Here is a 25,450-nt window from a genome sequence, read left to right as displayed (position 1 = left end):
GCGCCGTGCACCGGGCCGGGTACGTCCCGGCCGCCTAGGCTGGCAGGCAGCGCGACACACGCCGGCGGGCCAGGAGGCTGCGATGGGCGGAACGGACGGGGACCGCGGGGCCGCCGGGGACCACCCGGCCGCCGAGGGCCACGAGGCCGCCGCGCAGCACGGGGGCGGCAGGGACGGCGGGCCCGGCACGGGCGACGGCCACGGCACGGGCGACGGCCCGCGTGGCGGCGCCGGCCGGCGCTACGTGCCGATCGCGGACCACGGACTGATCGGCGATCTGCGCACCGCGGCCCTGGTGGCGATCGACGGCACCATCGACTGGTACTGCTCCCCGTCCTTCGACGCGCCCAGCGTGTTCGCCGCCGTGCTGGACGCCGACCGCGGCGGCTGCTTCGAACTGGCGGCGGCCGTGCCGGCCCGTACGAAGCAGTTCTACTTCCCCGACACCAACGTGCTGATCACCCGTTTCTACACCGCCGACGGCGTCGGTGAGGTGCAGGACTTCATGCCCGTCTCGGAGGATCCGGCCGAGACCGGCAGGCACCGGCTGATCCGGCGGGTGCTGTGCGTGCGCGGGACCGTGCCGTTCCGGGTCCGGGTGGCACCGCGCTTCGACTACGGCACCCGGCCGCACACCGTGCGCCGGGCGGGGGACGTGACGGTGTTCGAGTCCGAGCGCCTGTCCCTCGGGCTCACCTCGACCGTTCCGGTGACGCCCGACGGGGACGACGTGCGGGCCCGGTTCGACCTCACCGAGGGCGCCACGGCGGTCCTCGCCCTGGACCATCTGGCCGAGGGCGTGACTCCGCGCGGCTGCGCGCGGGACGAGGCGGAGAACGCGTTCGCCACGACGGTCCGCTACTGGCGGCGCTGGCTGTCCTCCTCGCGGTACCGGGGCCGCTGGCGGGAGATGGTGCACCGCTCGGCCCTCACCCTGAAGCTGCTCACCTACGCGCCGACCGGGGCCATCGTGGCCGCGCCGACGACCAGTCTGCCGGAGGAGATCGGCGGGGAACGCAACTGGGACTACCGCTACGTCTGGGTGCGCGACGCGGCGTTCTGCGTGTACGCGTTGCTGCGGCTGGGGTTCACGCAGGAGGCGGAGGCGTTCATGGGGTTCGTGTTCCGGCACGTCAGCCCCGGGGACGGCGACCCGACCGGCCCGCTGCAGATCATGTACGGCATCGACGGCCGCACCGACCTGTCGGAGACCGAGCTGGGCCACCTGGAGGGACATCTCGCCTCCGCGCCGGTGCGGGTCGGCAACGCGGCCGCCGAGCAGTTGCAGCTCGACATCTACGGGGCGCTGATCGACTCGATCTACCTGTACGACAAGTGGGCCGAGCCCGTCTCCAGCGACCAGTGGGACCACGTGTGCGCCCTGGTGGAGTGGGTGGGCGGGCACTGGGACCAGCCGGACGAGGGGATCTGGGAGACCCGGGGCGGGCGCCGGAAGTTCCTGTACTCGCGGCTGATGTGCTGGGTGGCGATCGAGCGCGCCATCCGCATGGCCCACCGGCGGGGCCTGCCCGCCGACCTGCCCCGCTGGCAGGCCTGCCGGGACACGATCTACCGGCGGATCATGAGTCACGGCTGGTCGGAGCAGCGGGGCGCGTTCGTCCAGCACGAGGACGGGGACGTACTGGACGCCGCGGTCCTGATGATGCCGCTGACGAAGTTCATGGCGCCGACGGACCCGAAGTGGCTGCGGACCCTGGACTCGCTCACCGAGGACCTGGTGTCGGACTCGCTGGTGTACCGGTACGACCCCGGTGTCAGTCCGGACGGGCTGCGGGGCGGTGAGGGCACGTTCTCCATCTGCTCGTTCTGGTACGTGGAGGCGCTGACGCGGGCGGGGCGGCTGGACGAGGCGAGCCTCGCCTTCGAGAAGATGCTGACCTACGCCAACCACCTCGGCCTGTACGCCGAGCAGATCGGCCACGGCGGCGAGCAGCAGGGCAACTTCCCGCAGGCGTTCACGCACCTGTCGCTGATCAGTGCCGCCTTCAACCTGGACCGGGCGCTGGGCTGAGGGCCCCGGCCCTCGCCCGAGTTCACGCCCGGTCCACAGCCGTCGTGGGGACCGGCCGGGGGGCGCGGGGTGCCTTCCGGGGCGGGGCCGGCGTCACGGGGTGGAGCCGGTACCCCGGGAAGGGGGCCGGCCGGTCAGTGGCCGTGTCCGTCGGCGGGGTCGTGGCTCTCCTCGGGTGCCTCGCTCCCGGAGTGCTCGGGGCGTCGGGAGTGCTCCGGCGTCGCACCGTCCGGCTCCGTGGCACCGGGGTCGGGGGCGTCGCCGTGGGCGTCCGGCGTTCCCGCGTGCACCGTGAAGGCCGCGGTGCGCACGACTCCGTCGTGGCGGAAGTCCAGGAAGAGGCGATAGCTGCCGCTGCTGGGTGCCGTGGCCGTGAAGGAGACCGCCGGTCCGGGCTTCGTGGTGCCGTCGCCGGGCTCGCCGTTCGGATGGACGTGCAGGTAGGCGAGGTCGCCGGAGCGCAGCGCGACGAGGTGGCCGTAGGCGCCGAGGTAGGGCTGCAGGTCGGTGACGGGCCTGCCGTCCCGGGAGACGGTGAGCTCCAGGTCGCTCGCCCGCCCCGGGCTCAGGGTGCCGGTCAGCCGGACCTCGTAGCCGTCGACGCGGGCGGTGGCGTGGGCGTCCGGCAGGGTGCGCGGGCGGTAGGGGCCGGAGACGGCGAGGTCGGCGCCGAGGGTGAGGCCCCGGGCGCCCTGCCGGGCCGGGGTGAAGTCGGCGAAGATCCGGTAGGCGCCGGCCCGGGGGAGGTCGGCGGTGGTGGTCCAGGTGCCGTCGCCGGAGCGGGACGGGTGCAGGTGACGGTAGGTCCGCAGGTCGCGCGAGGCCACGATGAGGTGGAGTTCCTTGTCGTGCTCGGGGCGGAAGCGGGTGACCGTCCTGCCCTGCTCGTCGCGGATGCGGAAGCGGAGTTCGGCCGGTTCCCCGGCCTCCGCGTGCGGCGTGTCCAGGTCGAGGGTGTAGCCCTGTTCGGAGATCTGCAGTCCGCCGGCGGGGACGGTCCCGTGCCCGCCGTGGCCCTCGCCGTCGCTCCCCTCCGGATGGCGTGCGGCGGAGGCGTGTCCCGCGTCGTGTTTCGGGGGCCGTTCGGCGACCGCCGGGTCCAGGCCCTGTCCGACGCCGTAGGCCGTGGCGAAGGCTGCGGCCAGGGCGGCGGCGAACGCGGTGATCCTCAGTCCGGTGTTCATGGCCGTCTCTCCTCGGGGTCGGCGCCGGGGCCCGCGGCCGAGCCCCGGCTTCCACCCTCCGAGTACATACCCCCCTGGGGTATGGAGTCAAGTCGGAACCCCGGCCGATTCGATACGGGTCAGGGGTATACCGACCAGCGCGGTGTCCGCCCGGTGTGGATCATGCGTACGGTGGGCACCTGGTGATTCCCGGCCCCCGGCGCGGGTACGCCGAGCACGCGGCCCCGTCCGCGCCCCCTGCTCACAGACGCCACCGCGGGAGAGAGAGATGAGCGAGCCGACCCCCAGCGACCAGGACCTCACCCGTCCGCTCACCCGGCCCGTCCCTCCCTCCGACGGACTGCGCAGGGTCGCCTCCGCCGTACTCGGCGACCTCCGGGCCGTGGACGGCGCCCTGTACGCGGCGGTCGCCGCCACGCCCACCCCCACCCTCGACCGGGCCCTGCGACGGCTCTCGCACGCGGCCGACCACTCGAAGATCTCCTTCGCCATCGCGGGCGCCCTCGCGCTGAGCGGCGCCCGCCCTCGCCGGGCCGCGCTGGCCGGCGTCGGCGCCATCGCGGTGGCCTCCGCCTCGGCCAACCTGCTCGGCAAGCGGCTGGTGCACCGGGACCGGCCGGACCGGGAGGCGGCCCGGGTGACCGTGGACCGGCACGTGCGGATGCCGACGTCGGCGTCCTTCCCGTCCGGGCACACCGCGTCGGCGGTGGCGTTCGCCACCGCCGTCGGCACCGTCATGCCCGCCGCCTCGGTCCCCCTCGGCGCGCTCGCGGGCGCGGTCGGCTACTCCCGCGTGCACACGGGCGTCCACTACCCGGGGGACGTCGCCGCCGGTGCCGTCCTCGGCATCGCCAGCGCCGCCACCGCGCTCGCCGCGGCCTCGGCACGCCTCCCGGCGTCCTTCGGTTCCCGGCGGTTCCGGTGGGCGGAGCCGGGCCGCTGACAGCCACTCACCCGCCGGCACCGCCCGGCCTCGACCGGCACCCCAACGCGTCGGGTGCCGCCGCGGGCCGCCCTCAGGCGAGCGGACCGCGCGCCGGGGCCGGGTGAACCGGCTCCGGGGACGGGCGAGCGAGGCAGGGGAGCCGGACGGCCCGGACGCGCGGGCGAAGGATCGGGCGACGGACCGCCCGGGGAAGCGGATGCAGCACGGAGAGACGGACCGTCCGGAGGAACAGAAGGCGGGCCACCCGGAGAACAGGTACTGCCCGGGGGCGAGGATGCCCCCGGGCAGTGTCGTCCCGTCCTGCGGCACCGTGGCGGCTCCGGTCATCCCCTGGACCGGGGCCGCCACGGTGGCCGGGCCCGCGTCCCGTCACCGGAGGTGGGCGAAGACCACCAGGTTCTCGGTGTAGTCCTTGGCGGAGTGGTCGTAGTCGCCCGAGCAGGTGATGAGCCGGACCTGGGCGTCCGGGGTGTCGGCGTAGACCCGCTCGTCGGGGAAGTCGTCCTTGTCGAAGGACTCGGCGCCGTCCACCACGAAGGTGGCCGTACGCCCGTCGGCCCGCGCCACCTGGAAGGTGTCCCCCTTCTCCAGTTCACCGAGGCGTGCGAACACCGCCGGGGACGTCTTGGTGTCCACGTGCCCGGCGATGATCGACGTGCCGAGTTCACCCGGGGACACGCCCTTGGCGAACCAGCCGACCAGGTTGGTGTCGTCGGCGGGCGGCGGTTCGAGCCGGCCGTCCTTGCCGATGGCGAGGTCGGTGAAGGGCGCGTCGACCTTGATGTCGGGGATGCGCAGCCGGGTCGGCTCGGACGGCGGCAGATGCTTGGGCGACTCGGCGCTCGCGGACGCCGACGCCCTGGGGGCCGGGGTGGTGGCGGTGGCGGTGGCCGGGACGGCGGGCGGAGCGTGCGGCACGTGCGCGTCGTCGGGGGGACTCTCCCGGCCGCCGAGCAGGCTCACCGCCAGCACCAGGGCAGCCGTGCCCCAGAAGACCGCCGTCGTCACGGCGCGCAGTCGTCGTCTGGGCGGCCGCTCGTCGCTTGTGCGGGGGGACAGAGGGCTGGCTGCCATCGGGAAGACCACCTCACTGGAACACGGCAGCGGACACATCGGGTGAACGGGCGAGCGGGGCCGCCGACGCGTGGAACACGCGTGCGGCGACCCCGGCTGCTATGTCATCGGGCATGGCTCACGCCACGTTTCCGGACGCCTTCTTGCGCCGCAGCGCGTAGGCACCCGTGCCGAGGACCGCCAGTGCGGCCAGGCCGGCGGCGCTGACGCCCGGTTCGGCCAGGCCGCCGCCACCGGTGTGCATGCCACCGCGCGGCTTCTCGTGCTTCCAGTCCTTGTCCTTGTCCTTGCCGCTCCAGGACTCCTCGCTCTGCGAGTCGCCCTTGTCCTTGCCCTTGTAGGTCTCCGGGTCGTACTTCGGGTCCTTCGCGTTGCCCCAGTCCCCTTCGTTCACCGCGGCGAGAGCGCCACCGCCGGTGTGCATGCCGCCCTCGGGCTTGTCGTACTTGCCGTGCTTCTCGTGCTTGCCGTGCTTGCTCTCCTCGTCGTACTTGCCGTGCTTGTCGTGCTTGCTCTCCTCCTTCTCGTACTCCTTGCTGGTGGAGGAGGACTTGTCGTGGTCCCAGTCACCCGTGTGGTCGGCGTAGGCTGCGGGCGCCGCGATCGCGAGGGCCGCGGTGGCCGTCGCGGTGGCGAGCACCAGGCGGGCAGAGCGCATCTGGACTTTCCTTCCGTCTCGGACGGGCTGCTGACTTCGCGTCAGCACGAGGGACCCGGCCTTGACGTGAACCACCGTCAGTCAGACCGTCCGCGCCCACCATCCGGGACGATCACACGGGTTAACGGCGCACCCGTCCGGGGGGACTCGGCAGCCGCCACCCGGGTACCGGACGGCGCTGCCCCTTGCGCTCGCGGGCCGCGGGACACGTCCCCCCGGGAGACCTCCGCCCACCGCCCCCGAAGACCGCCGCCCGCCTGCTCCGCCCCGCTCCGCGAGAGCCGCCGGCCGCTTGCCCACGCGCCCGGAGCGCCCGTAGCCTGAATTTGTGCCGCTCATAAACAAAACCCGGCGGCAGCGTGTCGCGCCGGGTCCCGACCTCGTCCGCCTCCGTGTCGCCCTCACCGCGTTCTTCGCCCTGGACGGCTTCCTCTTCGCCGGCTGGGTGGTACGCATTCCCGCCATCAAGGCACAGACGGGCGCCTCCGCGAGCGACCTCGGTCTCGCGCTGCTGGGGGTCTCCGCCGGGGCCGTGATCACCATGATGCTGACCGGCCGCCTCTGCCGCCGCTACGGCAGCCACCCCGTGACCGTCGCCTGCGCCGTCCTGCTCTCCCTGAGCATCGCCCTGCCGCCGCTCACCCACTCCGCCCTCGCGCTCGGCACCGTGCTGCTCCTCTTCGGCGCCGCGTACGGCGGGATCAGCGTCGCCTTCAACAGCGCCGCCGTCGATCTGGTGACCGCGCTGCGCCGGCCGATCATGCCCGGCTTCCACGCCGCGTTCAGCCTCGGGGGCATGCTCGGCGCGGGGCTGGGCGCCCTGGTCGCCGGGTCCCTGTCACCCACCGCGCACCTGTGGGGGCTGGCCCTGGTGGGGCTGACGGTGACCGCCGTGGCCGGGCGGGTGCTGCTGCGCTGCGACCCGCCGGTCGCGGCACCCCCGGCCCGGTCCGCCGGGGAGCCCCCTTCCCGCCGTGACGGCCGCACCCGGGCCCTGGTCGTCGTCTTCGGGCTCATCGCGCTGTGCACGGCCTACGGAGAAGGGGCGCTGGCGGACTGGGGCGCCCTGCACCTGGAGGAGGACCTGGGAGCCTCGCCGGGCACGGCGGCCCTCGGCTACTCCTGCTTCGCCCTCGCCATGACGGTCGGACGCCTCAGCGGCACCACCCTGCTGGAGCGAATGGGCCGCACCCCCACCCTGGTCGCGGGCGGCAGCACCGCCGCCGTCGGCATGCTGCTCGGGGCGCTCGCCCCCTCGGTGGGCCTCGCCCTCGCCGGTTACGCCGTCACCGGGCTCGGCCTGGCGAACCTGTTCCCCGTGGCCGTCGAACGGGCCGGGGCGCTGGCCGGCCCCAGCGGCGTCGCCACCGCCTCCACGCTCGGCTACGGCGGCATGCTCCTCGGTCCTCCGGCGATCGGCTTCATGGCCGACTGGTTCGGTCTGCCGTCCGCCCTCACCAGCGTGGCGCTGCTGGCCGCGGTCGCCACGGTGATCGCCTTCGCGACCCGCCGTGCGGGTGAAACCCGACGGGACGTCCCCCAGGTGGGCTGATCGGCGGTCCGACGGGTGGGTACCCGAGGTCCGGCGCCCGTCGGGGAACGTGTGCCGCCGCCGGGTGTCCGCCCGCCGACGGCACACGTTCCCCGGCCGGCCGCCGCCCACCCGACCGACCGCCCAGGGAGAGGGAGCAGCACTGTGAGCGAGCAGCAGCAGAACCCGACCGACCAGCACCCGACGCCCGACTTCCCGGCCCAGGACCAGCCGCACCCCGGCTGGACCGGCCCGATGGACCCGCCCCCGGACCACGGCGAGGACTCGTACCGCGGCACCGGGCGGCTCACCGACCGCAAGGCGGTGATCACCGGCGGGGACTCCGGCATCGGCCGGGCCGTGGCCCTGGCGTTCGCCCGCGAAGGGGCGGACGTGCTGTTCACCTACCTGGACAGCGAGAAGGAGGAAGCCGACGAGACCACCCGCTGGATCGAGGAGGCCGGGCGACGGGCCGTGGCCGTCCCGTGCGACGTGCGCGAGGAGGAGAACTGCCGCGCGCTGATCGACCGGGCGGTGTCCGAGTTCGGCCGGATCGACATCCTGGTCAACAACGCCGCGTACCAGATGTCGCAGCCCGACGGCATCGAGGCGATCACCACCGAGCAGTTCGACCGGGTCGTGCGGACCAACCTCTACGGCATGTTCTGGCTGTGCAGGGAGGCCGTGCAGCACATCCCGGAGGGCGGCAGCATCATCAACTCAGCCTCCGTGCAGGCCTACAAGCCCAGCCCGCACCTGCTCGACTACGCGACGACCAAGGGCGCCATCGTCACGTTCACCCAGGGGCTGGCGCAGATGCTGATCGAGCGGGGCATCCGCGTCAACGCCGTGGCTCCGGGCCCGGTGTGGACGCCGCTGATCCCGGCGACGCTGCCGGACACCACCGAGTTCGGCAAGCAGGCACCCATCGGGCGGCCCGCGCAGCCCGCCGAGATGGCTCCGGCCTACGTCTTCCTGGCCTCGCAGGAGGCGTCGTTCATCACCGCGGAGATCGTCAACGCCACCGGAGGGACGCCGCTGCCGTAGGGCCGCCGTGCGGGGCGGGCCCGGGGCGCTGTGCGGGCCGGGTGCGGGTCGGGCCCAGGGTCGGCCCTGCGGGTGGGGCCCAGGGCCCGCCGTAGGGGGTCGAGCTCAGGGTCCGCCGTGCGGGGGCCCGGGGCGCTGTGCGGGTCGGGTGCGGAGCCGGTGGGCGGAGTCAGCTCGCGAGCATGCGGGCGAGGACGGCGCGCTGGACGGGGAGCACCTCGTCGTGCAGCGCGCGGCCCTTCGCCGTCAGCGAGACCCGCACCCCACGCCGGTCCTCCGGGCACGTGCCGCGGTCGACGAGCCCCTCACGCTCCAGTCGTGCGATCAGGCGGGACAGCGCGCTCTGGGTGAGGTGGACCCGTTCCGATATCTGCTGGATCCGGAAGGCCCGGCCGTTCCGGGCGGAACCTTCCGCCAGTATGTCCAGCACCTCGAAGTCACTGGCGCACAAACCGTGTTCGTGCAACACGCGGTCGAGTTCGCAGTGGGTGCGCGCGTGCAGCGCCAGCATGTCCCGCCATTGTTGAACGAGCGCCTGTTCGGCCTGCTTCGCCGCCATGGCCCGCACCGTAGCAGAGGGGTACGCAAGCGCCGGGCGCACGCGTGTCCGCCTCGGCCGGGGTGACGCGCCGGGTGCGGGACGGTCGCCGCCGTGCTGCTTCCCGGCAACCGTTCGCCACGACACCCGAAGCCTGCAGCGTCCGCCCCCTACGGCACCCGATCCCTACGGCACGCGAACCCCTACGGCACCCGATCCCACCCCTACGGCATCCGGCCGGGGCCGTGACCGGCCGTGACGGTCAGCCGAGCCAGCCCGGCCGTACCAGTCCCGACTCGTACGCCAGGACGACCAGTTGGGCCCGGTCGCGGGCGCCGAGTTTGACCATGGTGCGGCTGACGTGGGTCTTGGCGGTGAGGGGGCTGACGACGAGGCGGCGGGCGATCTCGTCGTTGGACAGTCCCATCCCGACGAGCGCCATCACCTCCCTCTCCCGCTCGGTGAGTTCCGTCAGGGCGTCACCGGCGGCCGGTGCCTTCGAGCGGGCCGCGAACTCGGCGATCAGGCGACGGGTCACGCCGGGTGACAGGAGGGCGTCGCCCGCCACCACCGCCCTCACCGCGCGCAGGAGTTCCTCCGGTTCGGTGTCCTTCACCAGGAAGCCGGAAGCGCCCGAGCGGAGGGCCTCGAAGACGTACTCGTCGAGTTCGAAGGTGGTGAGCATGACCACCTTCACCTCCGCGAGATCCGGCTCCTGCGTGACCCGGCGGGTTGCCGCCAGACCGTCGACCCCGGGCATCCGGATGTCCATCAGCACCACGTCCGGCCGCAGTTCACCCGTCAGCCGCACGGCCTCGGCACCGTCCGCCGCCTCCCCGGCCACCTCGATGTCCGGCTGCGCGTCCAGCAGCGCACGGAAGCCCGCCCGGACCAGTGACTGGTCGTCGGCGAGCAGCACGCGGATCATCTGAGCTCCTCCTCGGACTCGAGCGGCAGTACGGCCAGCACCCGCCATCCTCCGTCGGGGCGCGGCCCCGCCTCGATCGTGCCGTCCAGCGCGGCGGCCCGCTCCCGCATCCCGGCCAGCCCGTTGCCGCCGCCACCCGCGTCCGCACCCGTCGCCGGACCGTCGTCGTCGATCCGCAGCCGCAGGTGTCCGCCGCCGCGCTCGACGCGGACGTGCGCACGCCGCGAGCCGGAGTGCCGCAGCACGTTGGTGACCGCCTCCTGGACGATGCGGAAGGCGGCGAGATCGGCACCCGGCGGCAGGTCCGGCGCCTCGCCGTCGACCGTGACCGTGAGCCCCGCGCCCGCGGCCTGGTCCACGAGTTCGGGCAGCCGCCCGAGGCCGGGCGCCGGGGCCCGGGGCGCGGTTCCCGGAGCGCGCAACGTGTCCAGCACCTGGCGCACCTCGCCCAGCGCCTCCTTACTCGTGTGCTTGATGGTGGTGAGCGCCGTGCGGGCCTGTTCGGGGTCGCTGTCCAGGAGCGCGAGACCGACACCGGCCTGGACGTTGATCACGGAGATGCTGTGCGCGAGCACGTCGTGCAGCTCGCGGGCGATCCGCAGCCGTTCCTCGTCCGCCCGCCGCCGGGCCGCCCGGGCGCGCTCGGCACGCTCCCGTGCCCACTGCTCCCGGCGGACCCGCCCCAGTTCGGACAGTGCCGCCACGGCCACCACCCAGGCGGCGGCCGCGAGCTCCTGGTTCCAGGAGGCGGCCGTGTCACCGGGGGGCGGCAACCACCGGTGGAGCACGTGGGTGAACAGCAGGTGCCCGGCCCACAGCACCCCCAGGGCCGCCCACGCGGCACGGCGGTGCCCCCGGACGACGGCACTGAAGCAGGCCACGGCGACCGTGAGGAACACCGGCCCGTAGGGGTAGCCCAGGGCGAGGTAGGCGAGGGTCAGTACGACGGTTCCGCACACCGCGATGACCGGATGTCTGTGCCGCCACAGCAGCAGGAGCCCGGACGCCAGGAGCAGCAACTGGGCCGGCACGTCCGGGGCGACACGCTCCCCGTGCTGGGCATGGGCGGCGAAGCCGGAGCCGACCAGGACGAACGCCGTGACCAGCAGGGTGGAACGCCAGGGCCACCGCACGTCTGGGTCGGCCTCGGGAGTGGTTATGGGGGCGGCATCGGGAGCGGCCTTGGGGTCTGCATCGGGAGCGGCCTCGGGAGCGGCCTTGGGGTCGGCGTCCGGGCCGGCACCAGGGCCGGGGGCGGGATCGGGGCGCTGGTCGGGATCGGGGCCGGGGTCGGCGCCGGGGGTGGGTCCGCCTTCCCCGCCGGTCCACCATGCGGGCGGACGGCGCCGCCTGCTGCGTTCGGCGGGGAACCGTGCGGGCCGTTCCCCGTCGTCGGCCCCGCCCGCAGCCGCACCGCGGCGCCACCGGCGCAATGGGTGCCACCGACGGCCCGGACGACCGCCGGGCAGCCGGGGCCCGCTCCGTCCGGCTCCGTGCCCGCGCTGCTCGTCCATGCGGCCACGCTAGACGCGACGGACGGCACACGGCGTCACCCGGGCGCGGTGGTCGCGCCTACTCCCGGCGAAGTACGCCGAGCGGAGTCCGGCAGGCCGGGCCGCGTACCTGGCCGGCCTCCCGGGGGACAGCGCGGTCCTCCCCAGGTCGGCCGTGGCGAGCGACCCGGACGGACTCAGGCGCCGTCCCGGCTCGCGCCCTGCTGCTTGTACACCAGGCCGACACTGTGGGCGAGTTGTCCGGCGGCATGCCGGAAGAACCGCTCGCGGTCCTCGACGATGCGGTTGAACTGGCCGAACAGCTCGAACCCGACCAGCCCGAAGAGCTGTGCCCAGGCCGCCACCATGGCGACGGCCACCTCGGGCGGCAGATCGGGCGCGAGGTCGGCGGCCAGCCGCTCCGCCTCAGGCCGCAGTTCGGCGGGCAGGGAAGGCTTGGCCAGACCGAGGCCCCGATGGGCCTCCCGGAGGATGCCGATGAGCACCAGTCCCACCCGGGAAGCGGCCGCCACGGTGGTCCGGGGTGCCGTGTAGCCGGGGACCGGGGTGCCGTAGATCAGCGCGTACTCGTGCGGATGCGCGAGCGCCCAGCTGCGCACGCCCTCGCACACCGCGGTCCAGCGCCGCACCGGCCCGGCGTCCTCGGCCCCGGCGTGGGCCGCCTCCGCCGCCTCGCCGATGGAGTCGTAAGCATCGATGATGAGCGCGGTCAGCAGGTCGTCGCGGCTGGGGAAGTAGCGGTACAACGCGGACGAGGCCATGCCGAGCTCGCGGGCCACGGCACGCAGGGACAGCTTGCTGGCCCCCTCCGCGGCCAACTGCGCTCGGGCCGTCTCCTTGATGGCCGCGGTGATCTCGATTCTGGCCCGGGCGCGGGCGCCTTGTGGCGTCGACGTACTCATGCGGGACAGTGTGACACCGAATGGAGAGCACTGTGCACAAGCGAGAGCACCGCACTCGAACGAGAGCGATGTACGCCGCCCTCAGCAAACTTGCCCGTCGACCAGACCACCCCGTGCCACAGCGCCGCCGCCTGCGACACCGCACCGAACCAGCAGGTGACGACAAGAGCACAGCCGACCACACGGGAGGCCCCCTCCACCAAGAGCAGCGCACACAAACAAGAGCAGTGCTCTTGCTTTCGAGCGGTGATCTCATGCAGACTGACTTCAACAGCGAGAGCACTGCTCGCAAACGTGAGCGCCGATCTCTGCCGTGGTGCGGCGGACCGCCACCCTCAAGCCGCCGGAGCTCTGTGCAGCAGCACGCACCCCAGCCCGCCCAATCCCACCTCGCCCCATCCCGTCCATCCCGTCCAAGGAGGCCCTCATGTCCACTCCCACACCGCACGTCATCAAGCCCGGCCGGTTCACCGTGGGTGTCGTCAACCGCGGCGTCGCCTGGCTGATCCGCCGGGGGTTCGGCGTCTGGGGTTCCCGGATCCTCGCCGTCCGGGGGCGCAAGTCCGGCGAGTGGCGGACGACGCCCGTCAATCTGCTGACGGTGGACGGGGCCCACTACCTCGTCGCCGCCCGCGGTCACGTCCAGTGGACCCACAACATGCGCGCGGCCGGCGGCGGGGAGCTGCGCCTGGGCAAGCGCGTCGACACCTTCACCGCCGTCGAGGTGTCCGACGACGACAAGCCGCCGCTGCTGCGCGCCTACCTCAAGCGCTGGAAGGCCGAGGTCGGTGCCTTCTTCAAGGGCGTGGGTCCGGACTCCTCCGACGACGAGCTGCGTCGTATCGCTCCGGACCACCCGGTCTTCCGGATCACCTTCACGAGCTGACAGCGTGCGCCCGCTTCACTCCCGCCGCTTCACCACGTCCGCCCCGCTCGCCCCGCCGACTCCGCACCCCCTCCGCGTGGCCCCCTCGGTGAGCTCCGGCCGGCCGGAGCACCGGTCGGCCGAACGCCCGCCCCGCCCACGTCGGCCGATGGGCAGCAGGCAGGCCCCCACGGCTGAGCGCTCACCCTGCCCGTCGGGGCCGCTGCGCCCCGAGGCCTGTGCGCCCCGCCCCTGCGTGCCTCTGCCGCCCCCGCCGCAGACACCAACCTCCTGGAAGCATCGGCCCCTTACCGGAGCAAGTACCTCCGCCGGGGACTCACTGCCCCGAAGCGTCGCCCCTGCGTTCCGTCGTGTCGGCGTCCGCCGGGCGTCGGTCGAAGGCCAGCAGGGCACGGTGTGCCAGGGGGTGCGTGCGGACGAGTTCGCCGAGGGTCGTCGAGCCCTGGGTGATGTCCTTGAACGCCTTCCAGGCCGGGCGGAAGCCGGTGAGGACCGCATGGAAGACGCCCGGGCGCCGTTCGAAGGCGGCCAGCATGCGCTTGCCCACGCTCATCTCGACGCCCAGTCCCGCCTTGACGGCGAAGGCGTAGTTCAGGGCCTGGCGCCGGGTGTCCACGGCGTCGTGCGCCTCCGCGATACGGACCGCCCACTCCCCCGCGAGCCGGCCCGAACGCAGCGCGAAGGAGATGCCCTCGCGGGTCCACGGCTCCAGCATCCCGGCCGCGTCCCCGCACACCAGCACGCGCCCCCGGGACAGCGGCGAGTCGTCGGCCCGGCAGCGGGTCAGGTGCCCCGAGGAGATGCTCGGTTCGAAGCCGGCCAGGCCGAGGCGGCCGATGAAGTCCTCCAGGTACCGCTTCGTCGCGGCGCCTTCCCCGCGCCGGGAGATCACGCCGACGGTGAGGGTGTCACCCTTGGGGAAGACCCAGCCGTAACTGCCCGGCATGGGGCCCCAGTCGATGAGCACCCGGCCCTTCCAGTCCTCGGCGACGGTGTCCGGGACGGGGATCTCGGCCTCCAGGCCCAGGTCGACCTGGTCCAGCTTGACGCCGACGTGGGCTCCTATCCGGCTGGCGCTGCCGTCCGCGCCGACGACGGCCCGCGCGAGCACGGTGTCGCCGCCCTGGAGGACCACGGCGACGGTGCGCCGGTCCGGCACGGCCGAGCCGTGCTGCTCGACCCGCTGCACGGTGGCGCCGGTGCGCAGCTCGGCGCCCGCCTTCTGCGCGTGCTCCACCAGCTGCTGGTCGAACTCGGGCCGGTTGATCAGGCCGAACAGCATCTGCCGGGAGCGCCGCGTCCGGCTGAAGCGGCCGTTGTGGGAGAAGGTGACCGCGTGCACCCGGTCCTTCAGGGGGAGGTCGAAGCCCGGCGGGAGCGCGTCGCGGGTGGGGCCGATGATGCCGCCGCCGCAGGTCTTGTAGCGCGGCAGCTCCGCCTTCTCCAGCAACAGCACGCTCCGTCCCGCGACCGCCGCCGCGTAGGCGGCCGAGGCCCCCGCGGGTCCCGCGCCCACCACGACGACGTCCCACACCTGCCGCACGTCGTCCGCTGAAGAGTTCTCGCTGCTCACGATGGTCTACTGCTCCCGATCCAGCCGCCTGCCGCTCTTGACCCCCGCATCCTACGGCGACGATCACCAGGGGCCGCTGTGGGAGGATCGGCGGCATGGGTGGCCCGTACACCGGACGCCTCCCACACCGCACGAACAGCTCGTACGGGGAGCCCTCCCCCGCCACGGGGGAGTTCACACCCCTACAACGTCGCACCCACAAGGAGCGTGCCCATGTCGTCGCATTCGGTCGCCGCGACCGTCGCCTCGCTGATGCCGAGGGCGAAGGAGGAGCTCACCGAACTGGTGGCCTTCAAGTCGGTGGCGGACTTCGGCCAGTTCCCCCGCAGTGAGAGCGAGGGAGCCGCCCGCTGGATCGTCGACGCGCTGACCGCCGAGGGCTTCCAGGACGTCGCGGTGCTCGACACCCCGGACGGCACCCAGTCCGTGTACGGGTTCCTGCCCGGCCCCGAGGGCGCCAGGACCGTGCTGCTGTACGCCCACTACGACGTGCAGCCGCCGCTGGACGACGCCGGCTGGACCACCCCGCCGTTCGAACTGACCGAGCGGGACGGCCGCTGGTACGGGCGCGGTACCGCCGACTGCAAGGGCGGCCTGATCATGCACCTGATGGCCCTGCGCGCCCTGAAGGCGAACGGCGGCGTTCCGGTGCACGTCAAGGTGATCGTCGAGGGCTCGGAGGAGCAGGGCACCGGCGGCCTGGAGCGGTACGCCGAGGAACACCCCGAACTGCTGCGCGCGGACGCGATCGTCATCGGCGACTCGGGCAACTTCCGTGCGGGTCTGCCCACCGTCACCGCCACCCTGCGGGGGATGACGCTGGTGCGCCTGCAGATCGACACCCTGGAGGGCAACCTGCACTCGGGGCAGTTCGGCGGAGCCGCGCCCGACGCGCTGGCGGCCCTGGTGCGGGTGCTGGACTCGCTGCGTGCCGAGGATGGCAGCACGACCGTCGACGGGCTGACCGGTGACGCGGTGTGGGACGGCCTGCAGTACGACGACGACCAGTTCCGGCAGGACGCCCACGTACTGGACGGCGTGCAGCTGATCGGCTCGGGCACGGTCGCCGACCGCATCTGGGCGCGCCCGGCGGTCACGGTCCTCGGCATCGACTGCCCGCCGGTGGTCGGCGCCACGCCGTCGGTGCAGGCCAGCGCGCGTGCGCTGATCAGCCTGCGGGTGCCGCCGGGCACCGACGCGGCCGAGGCGACCAAGCTGCTGCAGGCCCACCTGGAGGCGCACACGCCGTGGGGTGCCCGGGTGAGCACCGAGCAGGTCGGCCAGGGCCAGCCGTTCCGGGCGGACACCGACAGCCCGGCCTACCGGGCCATGGCCGACGCGATGGCAGTCGCCTACCCGGGCCAGGAGATGAGCCAGGCCGGCCAGGGCGGTTCGATCCCGCTGTGCAACACCCTGGCCGCGCTGTACCCGCAGGCCGAGATCCTGCTGATCGGACTGAGCGAGCCGGAAGCCCGGATCCACGCGGTGAACGAGAGCGTCTCCCCCGACGAACTGGAGCGCCTGTCGGTCACGGAGGCCCTGTTCCTGCGCAACTACGCCTCCGGCACGAGCTGACCCCGCCCGCTCCTGCCATCTGCTCGGGCCATCTGATCGGACCGCCGTGCGGGCCGACGCGCGGGCCGACGCCCGGGCCGACGGTCCGCGGGCGGGCACCGGGCACCAAGCGCCGAACTCCCGTCTGAGGGCCGACGCCAAGTCCCCGCCCCCGGGCGGGGACCGGTCACCCCCGCCGGTCGGGCCGACACTCCCCGGCCGCCGCATGCAGACCGGCCCGGGACCGACAGGACCGACAACCCCGTCGCCGAACGCGGGCCCGCGGCCGGCATGCGTCGGCCCCTGCCGCCGGGCGGCCGGCCAGGCGGCCCGCCGGTGAGCCGACCGCCCGTCGCCGGCCCACCGGTCAGCGGCCCACCGGCGTGCCCGCCTCCAGGTACATGGCCCGGCCGCGTTCCCGTGCCCGCAGGGCCCGGCGGAGGCGTTCGTAGCGCACCGGGGGCAGCAGCTCGGCCGCTTCCGCCTCGGACGCGAAGCGCCAGTCGCGCAGTTCGGGGCCGGGCAGCAGCAGCCGGCCGGCCTCGGCGGCCGGGAGGCGGCCGCCGTCGAAGAGGAGCCGCAGGCCGCCGTAACCGGGCGGTGCCGGCGGCTCCCAGTCGACGACGAGCAGGGCCGGCACCTCCGCCAGGCTGATCCCGGTCTCCTCGGCGACCTCGCGCATGCCCGCCCGCGCCGGTGCCTCGCCGGGTTCGACGACCCCGCCCGGGAACTCCCAGCCGGGCTTGTAGGTGGGGTCGACGAGGAGGACGCGGTCGTGCTCGTCGAAGAGCAGGACGCCGGCGGCGACCGTCTCCGCCGTGGGTTCCGGGGTCTGCACGATGTCGCAGGCGGGCACCGACCCGGCGGCGACGGCCTCGGCGATCCGTACGGCGGTGTCGTACGGGCTCAGCGCGCCGTTGTCGACCGGGTAGGCGTCGGCGGTGAGCCAGGAGGCGAGGGCTCCGCGGTACGGCTCGATGTGGTCGTAGGACCACTGGCGGACCCGCACCTCACCGTCCGGAAGGCCCTCGGGGACCTCCCGGCCCGCTATTCGCTCGCGCAGGATCGTTTCCGCCGGAGCGAGGAGCACATGCCGGACCGCGATGCGGCGAGCGGCGAGACCGCCGAAGATCTCGTCGCGGTAGTCCTGGCGCAGCAGGGTCATGGGGATCACGAGGGTTCCGCCGAGCTCCGCGAGCATGGCCGCCGCCGTGTCGATCACCAGGCGGCGCCAGATCGGGAGGTCCTGGTAGTCGCCCACCTCCGCGAGGTGTTTGGGCGGGAGCAGGTGGCTCAGCGACCCGCCGACGATCTCGGGGTCGAAGAGCGTGCTGTTCGGGATCAGTTCGATCAGTTCCCGTGCGGTGGTGGTCTTCCCCGCACCGAACGCACCGTTGATCCAGACGATCACGGTTCCCCCTCTTCCGTTGGCCCCCTGTGGCTTGCCCGCTCCACCCTGCCACGGAAACCAGATCGGGCTCAGAACGGCGAAACGACGGCGCCGGCGCCCTCGGCGTGAGGGCACCGGCGCCGCGCCGTCCGGCCAGGGGGCGTCAGTCGTCGCCCTGCGCCAGGTCACCCGCGGGGGCCAGGCTGTCCGAGGCGACAGCCACCTGGTCGAGGGAACTGAGGGTGTCGTCGACGCTGACCCCGGCGAGGTCCTCGCCGAGGGCGTGGGACGGCGTGACGGCCGCGACGACGAAACCGGTGGCCAGGGAGGCGATGGCGAGCATGCTGCGCTTCTTCATGCCCCGCTCAACTGCCGCCACCGCCCCGGGGTCACGCCCCGGACGGAAACCGGCCGGGACTGATCCGGCACACGCGCGCCCCTCAGCGCTCCGCCACCCCCCACCCTCGGACGTCGCCGAGACAGTCCCCCGAAGTCGCGACCACGGGCCCGGCAGTCTCAGCCCCGGCCCCACGCCCGCAGGCCCCCGAGGGCGACGGCCCCCGGCCCGCCCCACCCACGGCTCAGGCGCCCCCATGGCCCAGGCCCGGACGGCCACCACGTCGCCGGACGCCCCGCCCCAGCAGCACTCACACCCGCACGACACCCGGCTCACCGCGCCCCGCCCTTCCCTCACACCCCCGCGACCGCCGGGTCCTCCCGTCGGGCCAGGGCCGCCGCCGCTGCGCCCACCAGACCGGCGTCGGTGCCCATGCGGGCCGGGGTGACCGCGAGTCGCTGGACGAAGGAGAGGGTCGCGTACTCGGTCAGCGCCCGGCGCAGCGGGGCGAGCAGGACCTCGCCGGACTTGGCCACTCCCCCGCCGATCACCGCGATGTCGATCTCCACGAGCGTGGCGGTGGCCGCGATGCCCGCGGCCAGGGCCCGGGCGGCCCGGTCGAAGGAGGCCACGGCCACCGGGTCGCCGGCCCGGGCGGCGACGGCCACCGCGGCGGCGGAGGTGTCGCCGTCGGGGCCGGGCCGCCAGCCGTTCTCCAGGGCCCTGCGGGCGATGTTGGGGCCGCTGGCCAGGCGTTCCACGCATCCGCGGGCGCCGCAGGGGCACGGGTCGCCGTCGAGGTCGACACTGATGTGGCCGATGTGACCGGCGTTACCGGTGGGGCCGGGGTGGAGCCGTCCGCCGAGGACGAGTCCGCCGCCGACCCCGGTCGAGACGACCATGCACAGCGCGTTGTCGTGGCCGCGGGCGGCGCCCTGCCAGTGTTCGGCCGCCGCGATGGCCACGCCATCCCCGATGAGTTCCACGGGCAGGTCCCCGGTCACCGCGCGGACGCGGGCGACCAGGGGGAAGTCCCGCCAGCCGGGGACGTTCACCGGGCTCACGGTGCCCGCGGAGGCGTCCACCGGGCCGGCGCTGCCGATGCCCACGGCGGTGACGCCCGGCCACAGCGGGGACGCGGTGAGCTCCGCGAGCACCTCCTCGACCGCGCGCATGACGGTCCCGCCGTCCTGCCGCGCAGGGGTGGGACGCTGGGCGCGGACCAGCAGGCCGCCCCGGCCGTCCACCAGGGCCCCGGCGATCTTGGTGCCGCCGATGTCGAGCGCGGCCACGAGGTCGGTGTGCATCAGTGTCGGATCTCCCCGTCAACCATGAGACGAATCATGAGACAAACCATGAGACAAGTACCGAGCAGGAACCGTGTGAGACCAACGGGCACACACGGGACGCATCACAACCCGGTCTCGCGGTGGGGTACGGGCCGGAGTGCACGGTGGACAGTGTCTCCCGACCGTGACAACGTTGTCCAGGTTCTATGCTCGACGCCACATCCTCATACAACCCCATGGACGTACGCATCCCCGTGGACGACAGGACAGGACACCGCACCGTGCCGGACACGCACCGCCGCACCCACCACCTCCCCGGGGCCCGCTACGGAAACCGTCCGACGATGAAGGACGTGGCCGCCCGCGCCGGTGTGGGACTGAAGACGGTCTCGCGGGTGGTCAACGGCGAGCCGGGCGTCACCGCGGAGACGGAGCGCCGGGTGCAGGAGGCCATCGAGGCGCTGGGGTTCCGCCGCAACGACAGCGCGCGGGTGCTGCGCAAGGGCCGCACCGCGAGCATCGGGCTGGTGCTGGAGGACCTCGCCGACCCGTTCTACGGGCCGCTGAGCCGCGCGGTGGAGGAGGTGGCCCGCGCGCACGGCGCGCTGCTGATCAACGGCTCCAGCGCGGAGGACTCGGAGCGCGAACAGGAGCTCGTGCTGGCCCTGTGCGCCCGCCGGGTGGACGGTCTGGTGGTCATCCCGGCCGGGGACGATCACCGGTACCTGGAGCCGGAGATCAGGGCGGGGGTGGCCACGGTGTTCGTGGACCGTCCGGCCGGCCGGATCGACGCGGACGTGGTCGTGTCGGACAATTTCGGCGGGGCCCGGGACGGTGTCGCCCACCTCATCGCCCACGGGCACCGCAGGATCGGGTTCATCGGCGACATGCCCCGCATCCACACGGCGGCCGAGCGGCTGCGCGGCTACCGGGCCGCGATGGAGGACGCGGGCATACCGGTGGCGCCGTCGTGGATGTCGCTGGGTGTCACCGACCCGGAGCGGGTGCGCCGGGCGGCCGAGGACATGCTGCGGGGGCCCGACCCGGTCACCGCCGTCTTCGCGGGCAACAACCGGGTGACGGTCACGGTCATCCGGGTGCTGGCCGAGCAGGCGCGCCGGGTGGCGCTCGTCGGCTTCGACGACATCGAGCTCGGCGATCTGCTCCAGCCGGGCGTCACCGTCGTCGCGCAGGACGCCGCGGCCCTCGGCCGGACGGCCGCCGAGCGGCTGTTCCGCCGGCTCGACGGGGCCCTGCCCTTCCCCGAACGCATCGAGCTGCCGACCCGGCTGATCACCCGCGGCTCGGGCGAGTTGGCTCCGGCGGACTGAGCGGCGGGCCGCCATGGAGGACCGCACCCTTCGGGCGCTGGGGCTCGCCGGAGTCCCGCGTGAGGATCCGCTGCTGTACCCGGGGGCCTGGCCGGCCGGCTCGGGACTCCTCGACGGCGACCGGCTGCTGCCGCTGGAGGAGCTGGTGCACCCGGACCGGGAGCCCGTCCTCGCCGTCGGTTCCAACGCCTGTCCCGGTCAACTGCGCCACAAGATGGCCGAGTCGGGGATCGTCGCCACGGTGCCGATGGTGCGGGCGCGGGTGACGGGCGTCGACGTGGGTGTCTCGGCGCACGTCAGCCGCGCGGGGTACGTGTCCGCGTCGCCGGTCGAAGCCCCGGGGACGGTACGGGAGCTGTTCGTGCTCTGGCTGGATCCCGCGCAGCTCGCGGCCGTCGACGCCAGCGAGGGCGCCGACCGGACGGACGGCAACTACGCCCGCGCCTGGCTGCCGGCTCCCGCCGTGCGCATCGACCTCGCCGACGGGACGTCGCTGCCGGGGGCTCACGTCTACGTCAACCGGCACGGCGTGCTGCACGACGGCACCGGCGTGCCGCGGGTCCACCCCGGGCAGCGGGAGCTGCTCACCGAACTGCTCGTCGGTTCCCCGGCGTTGCGGGAACTGTTCGGCACCACCGCCGAGGAGTTCTGCGCCCGGGCCCGCGCGGACCGGTGGCTGTGCGCGCGGGGGACGCGGCTGTTCGCCGAGGAGAAGCAGGTGACGGACTCCGGGCTGGAGCGGTTCCTGGACGGTCAGCAGACGGGGAGTCCGGGGACCGGTCCGTCGTTGGCGCCGCCCCGCACGTAGACGACGCTGACCCAGACGTCCTTGTTGCCGCTGTCGTCGTCGGTCCGGGCCCACCAGACGTTGGTCCACTTGCGGTAGGTCTCGCGGCGGCCGAGGTTCTGCTGGCAGTAGAAGTAGTTGGTGCCCTCCTTGAGGACGCCCTTGCGGGTGCCGGCGGCGGTGTAGGAGGCGGCGGTGCGTCCGACGTGGCAGTTGTACCGGCCGCCGCCGATGGCGTGGCAGGCGGGCGCCCCCGCGCCCGGCACCTCGCCGGAGGAGGGCCCGGTCGCGGTCGGCACGGGTGTCGCGGGGGCGGTGGGTTCGGTGGGGCCGGCGCTGTCCCGGGCCGGGGTGTCCGTGCCGCTGCCGCTGTCGCGTCCGTCGTCGCGGCTGCCGTTGCCCTTGTCGCCGTCGCCGTCGTCGCCGGCCGCCTCGGGGGTGCGCAGGGGGTCGGCTCCGGTGCGGCCGGGTCCGGGGGTGGTGGCGCCGGTGCGCGCGTCCGCCCGGCCGCCGTCCGGGAGGCCGACCAGGGCGACGGTGACGCCGGCGGTGGTCAGGACGACGACCGCGGCCACGGCGGCGAGCAGGAGGCGGCCCTGGCGGGGCCGCGGTCCCGGCGCGGCCTGGGCGGCGGCCCCGGGGCTGAGGTCGCGGGCCTGCGGCGGGCCGGACGGGGGCACCGGGGGCGGCGGGGGTGTACGGACCGCACGGGCGGCGGGCACGTCGAGTTCCGTCTCGGTGCGCTCGGCCGGAGCGGCGGGCCGGTGCGGGGCAGCCGTCGGGCCGGGGGCGGCCGTGGCGTCCGGGCCGGCGGCTCCCGCGACCGAGCGCAGCAGGTCGCGGGCCTCCTCGGCCCGGGGGCGGGCGTCGGGCGCCTTCTCCATCAGCCGGTGCAGTACGGGCGCGAGCGGTCCGGCGCGGCCGGGCTCGGGCAGCGGGTCCTCCACGATGGCGGTGAGGGTGGAGAAGGCGGAGGTGCGGCGGAAGGGCGCGGTGCCCTCGACGGCCGCGTACAGGGTGGCGCCGAGGGCCCAGACGTCCGAGGCGGGGCCGGGCTCGGCGCCGCGGGCGCGTTCGGGGGCCAGGTAGTCGAGGGAGCCGACGAGTTCACCGCTGCGGGTGAGGTGGGTGGCGGACCCGTCGCCGGGGTCCTCCATGGTGGCTATGCCGAAGTCGGTGAGCACGATGCGGCCGGAGCGGTCCAGGAGGATGTTGCCGGGCTTGACGTCCCGGTGCACCACGCCCGCGCGGTGGGCGGCCGCCAGCGCGTCCATGACCTCCGCGCCGATCCGGGCCGCCTCCGGCGGCTGCAGGGTGCCGCGCTCGTGGAGGACGTCGTCGAGGGAGGGGCCGTCGACCAGTTCCATGACGATCAGCGGGCGGCCGTCCACCTCGGCGACGTCGTGCACGGCGATGACGGCCCGGTGGCGGACCCGGGCGGCGGCCCGGGCCTCGCGGCGCATCCGCAGCCCCAGTTCGGTCAGTTCGGGGGCTGCGGCGTCCGTGTAGGTGCGCAGTTCCTTGACGGCCACCTCGCGGCCGAGGACCTCGTCGCGCGCCTGCCAGACGACCCCCATGCCGCCGCGCCCGAGCTGCCGCACGACCCGGTAACGTCCCGCCAGCAGCCGCCCGGTCCCGTCCGGCCGCCCCTCATCCCCCGCCGACACCGCTGCCCCGTTCCTGTCGTGACCCGCCACCCCGTGTGTGGCGTACAGCCTAGAGGGCTTCGGAGGCGGGCACGGACTCGGGCGCGGGGGCCGGGTCGGGTTCCCAGCGCAGCAGGTCGCCCGGCTGGCACCGAAGGACCTCGCAGAGCGCGGCGAGGGTGGTGAAGCGCACGGCCTTGGCGCGGCCGTTCTTCAGCACGGCCAGGTTGGCGGGGGTGATGCCGACGCGTTCGGCGAGTTCGCCCACGGACATCTTGCGCCGGGCCAGCATGACGTCGATGTCGACGACGATCGGCATCAGATCACCTCGGCGAGTTCGTCCCGCATCCGGGCCGCCTCGACGTCCCGGGCCACGGCCTGGGCGAGCAGCATCCGCAGGACCAGGACGACGAGCGCCACGCCGAGCACGGCCAGGCCGGCCCCGCCGATCAGCAGCACGATGCCGGGTGCCACGGCCTCACCGGGCGCGAGGAGCGCGCCCAGGGCGAACACCAGCAGGGCGGCGGCCACGAACGCGCCGATCACGACGTGCACGTAGCGGAAGGCGGCGTGGGAGAACACGGTGCCGCGCCGGACCATGGTGACGAGCCGCCAGACGCAGACCAGGACCACCTGGGCCGCGAGCACGCCCAGCACCACGATCAGCAGCAGCGGGAAGCGCAGGTACGCGTAGCTCTCGTCGAGGCCCTCCAGATCGCTCGCCAGCAGGGGCACCAGCAGGCCCTGCACCCCGGCCGAACCCGTCAGCAACGCCGCCAGTACGGCGCGCAGCGCGAACACCGTCACCTGTCCCATCACGTCCCCTTCCATCGAACGGCGATGGGAACCTATCGAAATTCGATAGGTACGGCAAGCGCGTCGGCCAGGGCAGCCGGCCGGGGGCCGCCGCGGTCCGCCGGATCAGTGGGCGGAGGCGGTCAGGCCGCCGCGCCGGGGAGCGGCGAAGTGCTCCAGGTCGGCGCGGGTCAGACCGGCCGGGCCCGCCGCCTCGGCCGGGTCCAGGGCGCCGCAGTCGAGACCGCGCAGCAGGTACCCGGCGAGGGCCTTGGCGGTGGCCGGTTCGTCCATCACGTCGCCCCCGGACCGGTCGGCGTACCGGGCGAGCCGGGCGGCGGCCCGGGCGCAGCCCTCGCGGTAGAAGGCGAAGACGGCGGCGTACCGGGTCGGGAGGTGGCCGGGGTGCATGTCCCAGCCCTGGTAGTAGGCACGGGCCAGGGCACGCCGGGTCAGGCCGTAGTGCAGGCGCCAGGCGGCGTGCACCTGCTCGCGCGGGCCCACGGGCAGGACGTTGGTGGAGCCGTCCGAGACGCGGACGCCGGTGCCCGCCGCCGCGACCTGCATGACGGCCTTGGCGTGGTCGGCGGCCGGGTGGTCACTGGCCTGGTGGGCGGCGGAGACGCCGAGGCAGGCGCTGTAGTCGAAGGTGCCGTAGTGCAGACCGGTGGCGCGGCCCCGGGCGGCGTCGATCATGCGGGCGACGGTGGCGGTGCCGTCGGCGGCGAGGATGGCCTGGCTGGTCTCGATCTGGATCTCGAAGCCGATCCGGCCGGGCGTCAGGCCGTGCGCCTTCTCGAAGGACTCCAGGAGCCGCACCAGGGCGGTGACCTGCTCCGGGTAGGTCACCTTGGGCAGGGTGAGCATCAGGCCGTCCGGCAGTCCGCCGGCGGCCAGCAGGCCGGTGAGGAAGACGTCCAGGGTGCGGATGCCGCGGTCGCGCACCGCGGCCTCCAGGCACTTCATGCGGATGCCCGCGTACGGGGCGGGGGTGCCGTTCCCGGCCGGCGGCCGGCCGGCGCCCCGGGCGTGGCCCGCGGCGATCAGGCGCGCGGCGCGGGCGGCGTGTTCGTCCTCCTCGGCGTCGGTGCGGCCGCCGTAGCCGTCCTCGAAGTCCACGCGCAGGTCCTCGACCGGCTCGCGCTCCAGCTTGGCCCGGACGCGGCCGTGGACGTCCTCGGCCAGGGCGGGCTCCAGCCCGAGGGCGGAGGCGAACGAGGCGGCGTCGGGGGCGTGCTCGTCGAGCAGGGCGAGCGCGCGGTCGCCCCACGTCCGGGGGGTGTCGGCGGCGAAGTCCTCGCCGGGGACGTAGACGGTGTGGACGGGCTGGCGGGTGCCCGGGTCGCCGGGGTAGCGGCGCTCCAGTTCGGCGTCGACCGGTGCGAGGAGGGCCCCGATCTCCTTGCCGACGGCCTCCGCGAGGCTCGTCGCCACCCGCTCCTGCTGACCCTCGCCCATCCGGCACCCCTTCGCAGCACCCCGCACCGCTTTCTTCCGCGATACGGAAT

At 74.3% G+C, this 25,450-nt stretch carries 23 protein-coding genes; 8 read left to right on the top strand and 15 right to left on the bottom strand.

Annotated elements, in window-relative coordinates; translation table 11 throughout:
- Positions 1 to 82: 82 nt before the first annotated feature.
- A complete protein-coding gene (locus ACSU53_RS27880; RefSeq protein ID WP_437032144.1) occupies positions 83 to 2,032 on the top strand; it encodes a glycoside hydrolase family 15 protein in 1,950 nt (649 codons plus the stop codon).
- A 134-nt stretch (positions 2,033 to 2,166) separates the two neighbouring features.
- Here the strand turns inward: ACSU53_RS27880 and ACSU53_RS27875 are convergent, their stop codons facing one another.
- Entirely contained in the window at positions 2,167 to 3,216 is a 1,050-nt protein-coding gene (locus ACSU53_RS27875; protein WP_437032142.1) for a hypothetical protein, read from the bottom strand.
- 268 nt (positions 3,217 to 3,484) lie between these two features.
- Here ACSU53_RS27875 and ACSU53_RS27870 point away from each other — a divergent pair, with 268 nt between their 5' ends.
- Entirely contained in the window at positions 3,485 to 4,159 is a 675-nt protein-coding gene (locus tag ACSU53_RS27870; RefSeq protein WP_437032140.1) for a phosphatase PAP2 family protein, read from the top strand.
- 372 nt (positions 4,160 to 4,531) lie between these two features.
- On the opposite strand, the gene ACSU53_RS27865 is transcribed toward ACSU53_RS27870, so the two are convergent.
- Together ACSU53_RS27865 and ACSU53_RS27860 are read right to left on the bottom strand one after the other, a co-directional pair.
- On the bottom strand, positions 4,532 to 5,236 hold the full coding sequence (locus tag ACSU53_RS27865; protein WP_437032138.1) for a class F sortase: 705 nt from the start codon (positions 5,234 to 5,236) through the stop codon (positions 4,532 to 4,534).
- A 118-nt stretch (positions 5,237 to 5,354) separates the two neighbouring features.
- Positions 5,355 to 5,894, bottom strand: coding sequence for a hypothetical protein (locus tag ACSU53_RS27860; protein ID WP_437032136.1), 540 nt, complete (start codon positions 5,892 to 5,894; stop codon positions 5,355 to 5,357).
- Between the two features lie 328 nt (positions 5,895 to 6,222).
- Between ACSU53_RS27860 and ACSU53_RS27855 the strand changes: the two genes are divergently transcribed.
- Positions 6,223 to 7,446, top strand: coding sequence for an MFS transporter (locus tag ACSU53_RS27855; RefSeq protein WP_437032134.1), 1,224 nt, complete (start codon positions 6,223 to 6,225; stop codon positions 7,444 to 7,446).
- A gap of 144 nt (positions 7,447 to 7,590) precedes the next feature.
- Positions 7,591 to 8,472, top strand: a complete 882-nt coding sequence (locus ACSU53_RS27850; protein WP_362100655.1) for an SDR family oxidoreductase — start codon at positions 7,591 to 7,593, stop codon at positions 8,470 to 8,472.
- Positions 8,473 to 8,641: 169 nt separating this feature from the next.
- On the opposite strand, the gene ACSU53_RS27845 is transcribed toward ACSU53_RS27850, so the two are convergent.
- The 4 genes from ACSU53_RS27845 to ACSU53_RS27830 form a co-directional block, all read right to left on the bottom strand.
- Positions 8,642 to 9,031: a MarR family winged helix-turn-helix transcriptional regulator gene (locus ACSU53_RS27845; RefSeq protein ID WP_437032132.1), complete on the bottom strand. Its 390-nt coding sequence runs from the start codon at positions 9,029 to 9,031 to the stop codon at positions 8,642 to 8,644.
- A gap of 241 nt (positions 9,032 to 9,272) precedes the next feature.
- Entirely contained in the window at positions 9,273 to 9,938 is a 666-nt protein-coding gene (locus ACSU53_RS27840) for a response regulator (RefSeq protein WP_437032131.1), read from the bottom strand.
- Positions 9,935 to 11,071, bottom strand: a complete 1,137-nt coding sequence (locus tag ACSU53_RS27835; RefSeq protein WP_437033447.1) for a sensor histidine kinase — start codon at positions 11,069 to 11,071, stop codon at positions 9,935 to 9,937. The genes ACSU53_RS27840 and ACSU53_RS27835 overlap by 4 nt, the downstream gene beginning before the upstream one ends.
- 557 nt (positions 11,072 to 11,628) lie before the next feature.
- Entirely contained in the window at positions 11,629 to 12,354 is a 726-nt protein-coding gene (locus tag ACSU53_RS27830) for a TetR/AcrR family transcriptional regulator (protein ID WP_437032129.1), read from the bottom strand.
- 427 nt (positions 12,355 to 12,781) lie between these two features.
- On the opposite strand from ACSU53_RS27830, the gene ACSU53_RS27825 reads away from it, so the two are divergent.
- The gene (locus tag ACSU53_RS27825) at positions 12,782 to 13,240 is read left to right on the top strand and encodes a nitroreductase family deazaflavin-dependent oxidoreductase (protein ID WP_437032127.1); all 459 of its coding nucleotides are present in this window, start codon (positions 12,782 to 12,784) and stop codon (positions 13,238 to 13,240) included.
- A gap of 316 nt (positions 13,241 to 13,556) precedes the next feature.
- On the opposite strand, the gene ACSU53_RS27820 is transcribed toward ACSU53_RS27825, so the two are convergent.
- A complete protein-coding gene (locus ACSU53_RS27820) occupies positions 13,557 to 14,813 on the bottom strand; it encodes a geranylgeranyl reductase family protein (protein WP_437032125.1) in 1,257 nt (418 codons plus the stop codon).
- A gap of 213 nt (positions 14,814 to 15,026) precedes the next feature.
- On the opposite strand from ACSU53_RS27820, the gene ACSU53_RS27815 reads away from it, so the two are divergent.
- Positions 15,027 to 16,388, top strand: coding sequence for a dipeptidase (locus ACSU53_RS27815; protein WP_437032123.1), 1,362 nt, complete (start codon positions 15,027 to 15,029; stop codon positions 16,386 to 16,388).
- 346 nt (positions 16,389 to 16,734) lie between these two features.
- Here ACSU53_RS27815 and ACSU53_RS27810 read toward each other — a convergent pair whose 3' ends face one another.
- From ACSU53_RS27810 to ACSU53_RS27800, 3 genes are all read right to left on the bottom strand, one after another.
- Positions 16,735 to 17,778, bottom strand: a complete 1,044-nt coding sequence (locus ACSU53_RS27810; protein ID WP_437032121.1) for an NUDIX hydrolase — start codon at positions 17,776 to 17,778, stop codon at positions 16,735 to 16,737.
- Positions 17,779 to 17,920: 142 nt separating this feature from the next.
- Positions 17,921 to 18,115, bottom strand: coding sequence for a hypothetical protein (locus ACSU53_RS27805; protein ID WP_437032119.1), 195 nt, complete (start codon positions 18,113 to 18,115; stop codon positions 17,921 to 17,923).
- Positions 18,116 to 18,447: 332 nt separating this feature from the next.
- Positions 18,448 to 19,401 (bottom strand): ROK family protein, encoded by a 954-nt coding sequence (locus tag ACSU53_RS27800; protein ID WP_437032117.1) that lies wholly within the window; start codon positions 19,399 to 19,401, stop codon positions 18,448 to 18,450.
- A 218-nt stretch (positions 19,402 to 19,619) separates the two neighbouring features.
- On the opposite strand from ACSU53_RS27800, the gene ACSU53_RS27795 reads away from it, so the two are divergent.
- Positions 19,620 to 20,714, top strand: a complete 1,095-nt coding sequence (locus tag ACSU53_RS27795; RefSeq protein WP_437032115.1) for a LacI family DNA-binding transcriptional regulator — start codon at positions 19,620 to 19,622, stop codon at positions 20,712 to 20,714.
- A 13-nt stretch (positions 20,715 to 20,727) separates the two neighbouring features.
- The gene (locus tag ACSU53_RS27790) at positions 20,728 to 21,522 is read left to right on the top strand and encodes a hypothetical protein (protein WP_437032113.1); all 795 of its coding nucleotides are present in this window, start codon (positions 20,728 to 20,730) and stop codon (positions 21,520 to 21,522) included.
- On the opposite strand, the gene ACSU53_RS27785 is transcribed toward ACSU53_RS27790, so the two are convergent.
- The 4 genes from ACSU53_RS27785 to ACSU53_RS27770 form a co-directional block, all read right to left on the bottom strand.
- A complete protein-coding gene (locus tag ACSU53_RS27785; RefSeq protein WP_437032112.1) occupies positions 21,468 to 23,168 on the bottom strand; it encodes a serine/threonine-protein kinase in 1,701 nt (566 codons plus the stop codon). The two genes, ACSU53_RS27790 and ACSU53_RS27785, sit on opposite strands and share 55 nt — an antisense overlap.
- Before the next feature lie 49 nt (positions 23,169 to 23,217).
- Entirely contained in the window at positions 23,218 to 23,466 is a 249-nt protein-coding gene (locus ACSU53_RS27780; RefSeq protein WP_437032110.1) for a helix-turn-helix domain-containing protein, read from the bottom strand.
- Entirely contained in the window at positions 23,466 to 23,963 is a 498-nt protein-coding gene (locus ACSU53_RS27775) for a DUF2975 domain-containing protein (protein ID WP_437032108.1), read from the bottom strand. The genes ACSU53_RS27780 and ACSU53_RS27775 overlap by 1 nt, the downstream gene beginning before the upstream one ends.
- A gap of 105 nt (positions 23,964 to 24,068) precedes the next feature.
- Positions 24,069 to 25,400, bottom strand: coding sequence for a DUF6986 family protein (locus ACSU53_RS27770; protein ID WP_437032105.1), 1,332 nt, complete (start codon positions 25,398 to 25,400; stop codon positions 24,069 to 24,071).
- Between the last annotated feature and the right edge of the window lie 50 nt (positions 25,401 to 25,450).

Origin of the sequence: Streptomyces sp. enrichment culture, from assembly GCF_964273255.1 — a bacterium.
GTDB lineage: Bacteria > Actinomycetota > Actinomycetes > Streptomycetales > Streptomycetaceae > Streptomyces.
This window is presented reverse-complemented; position numbering and strand designations above follow the sequence as displayed.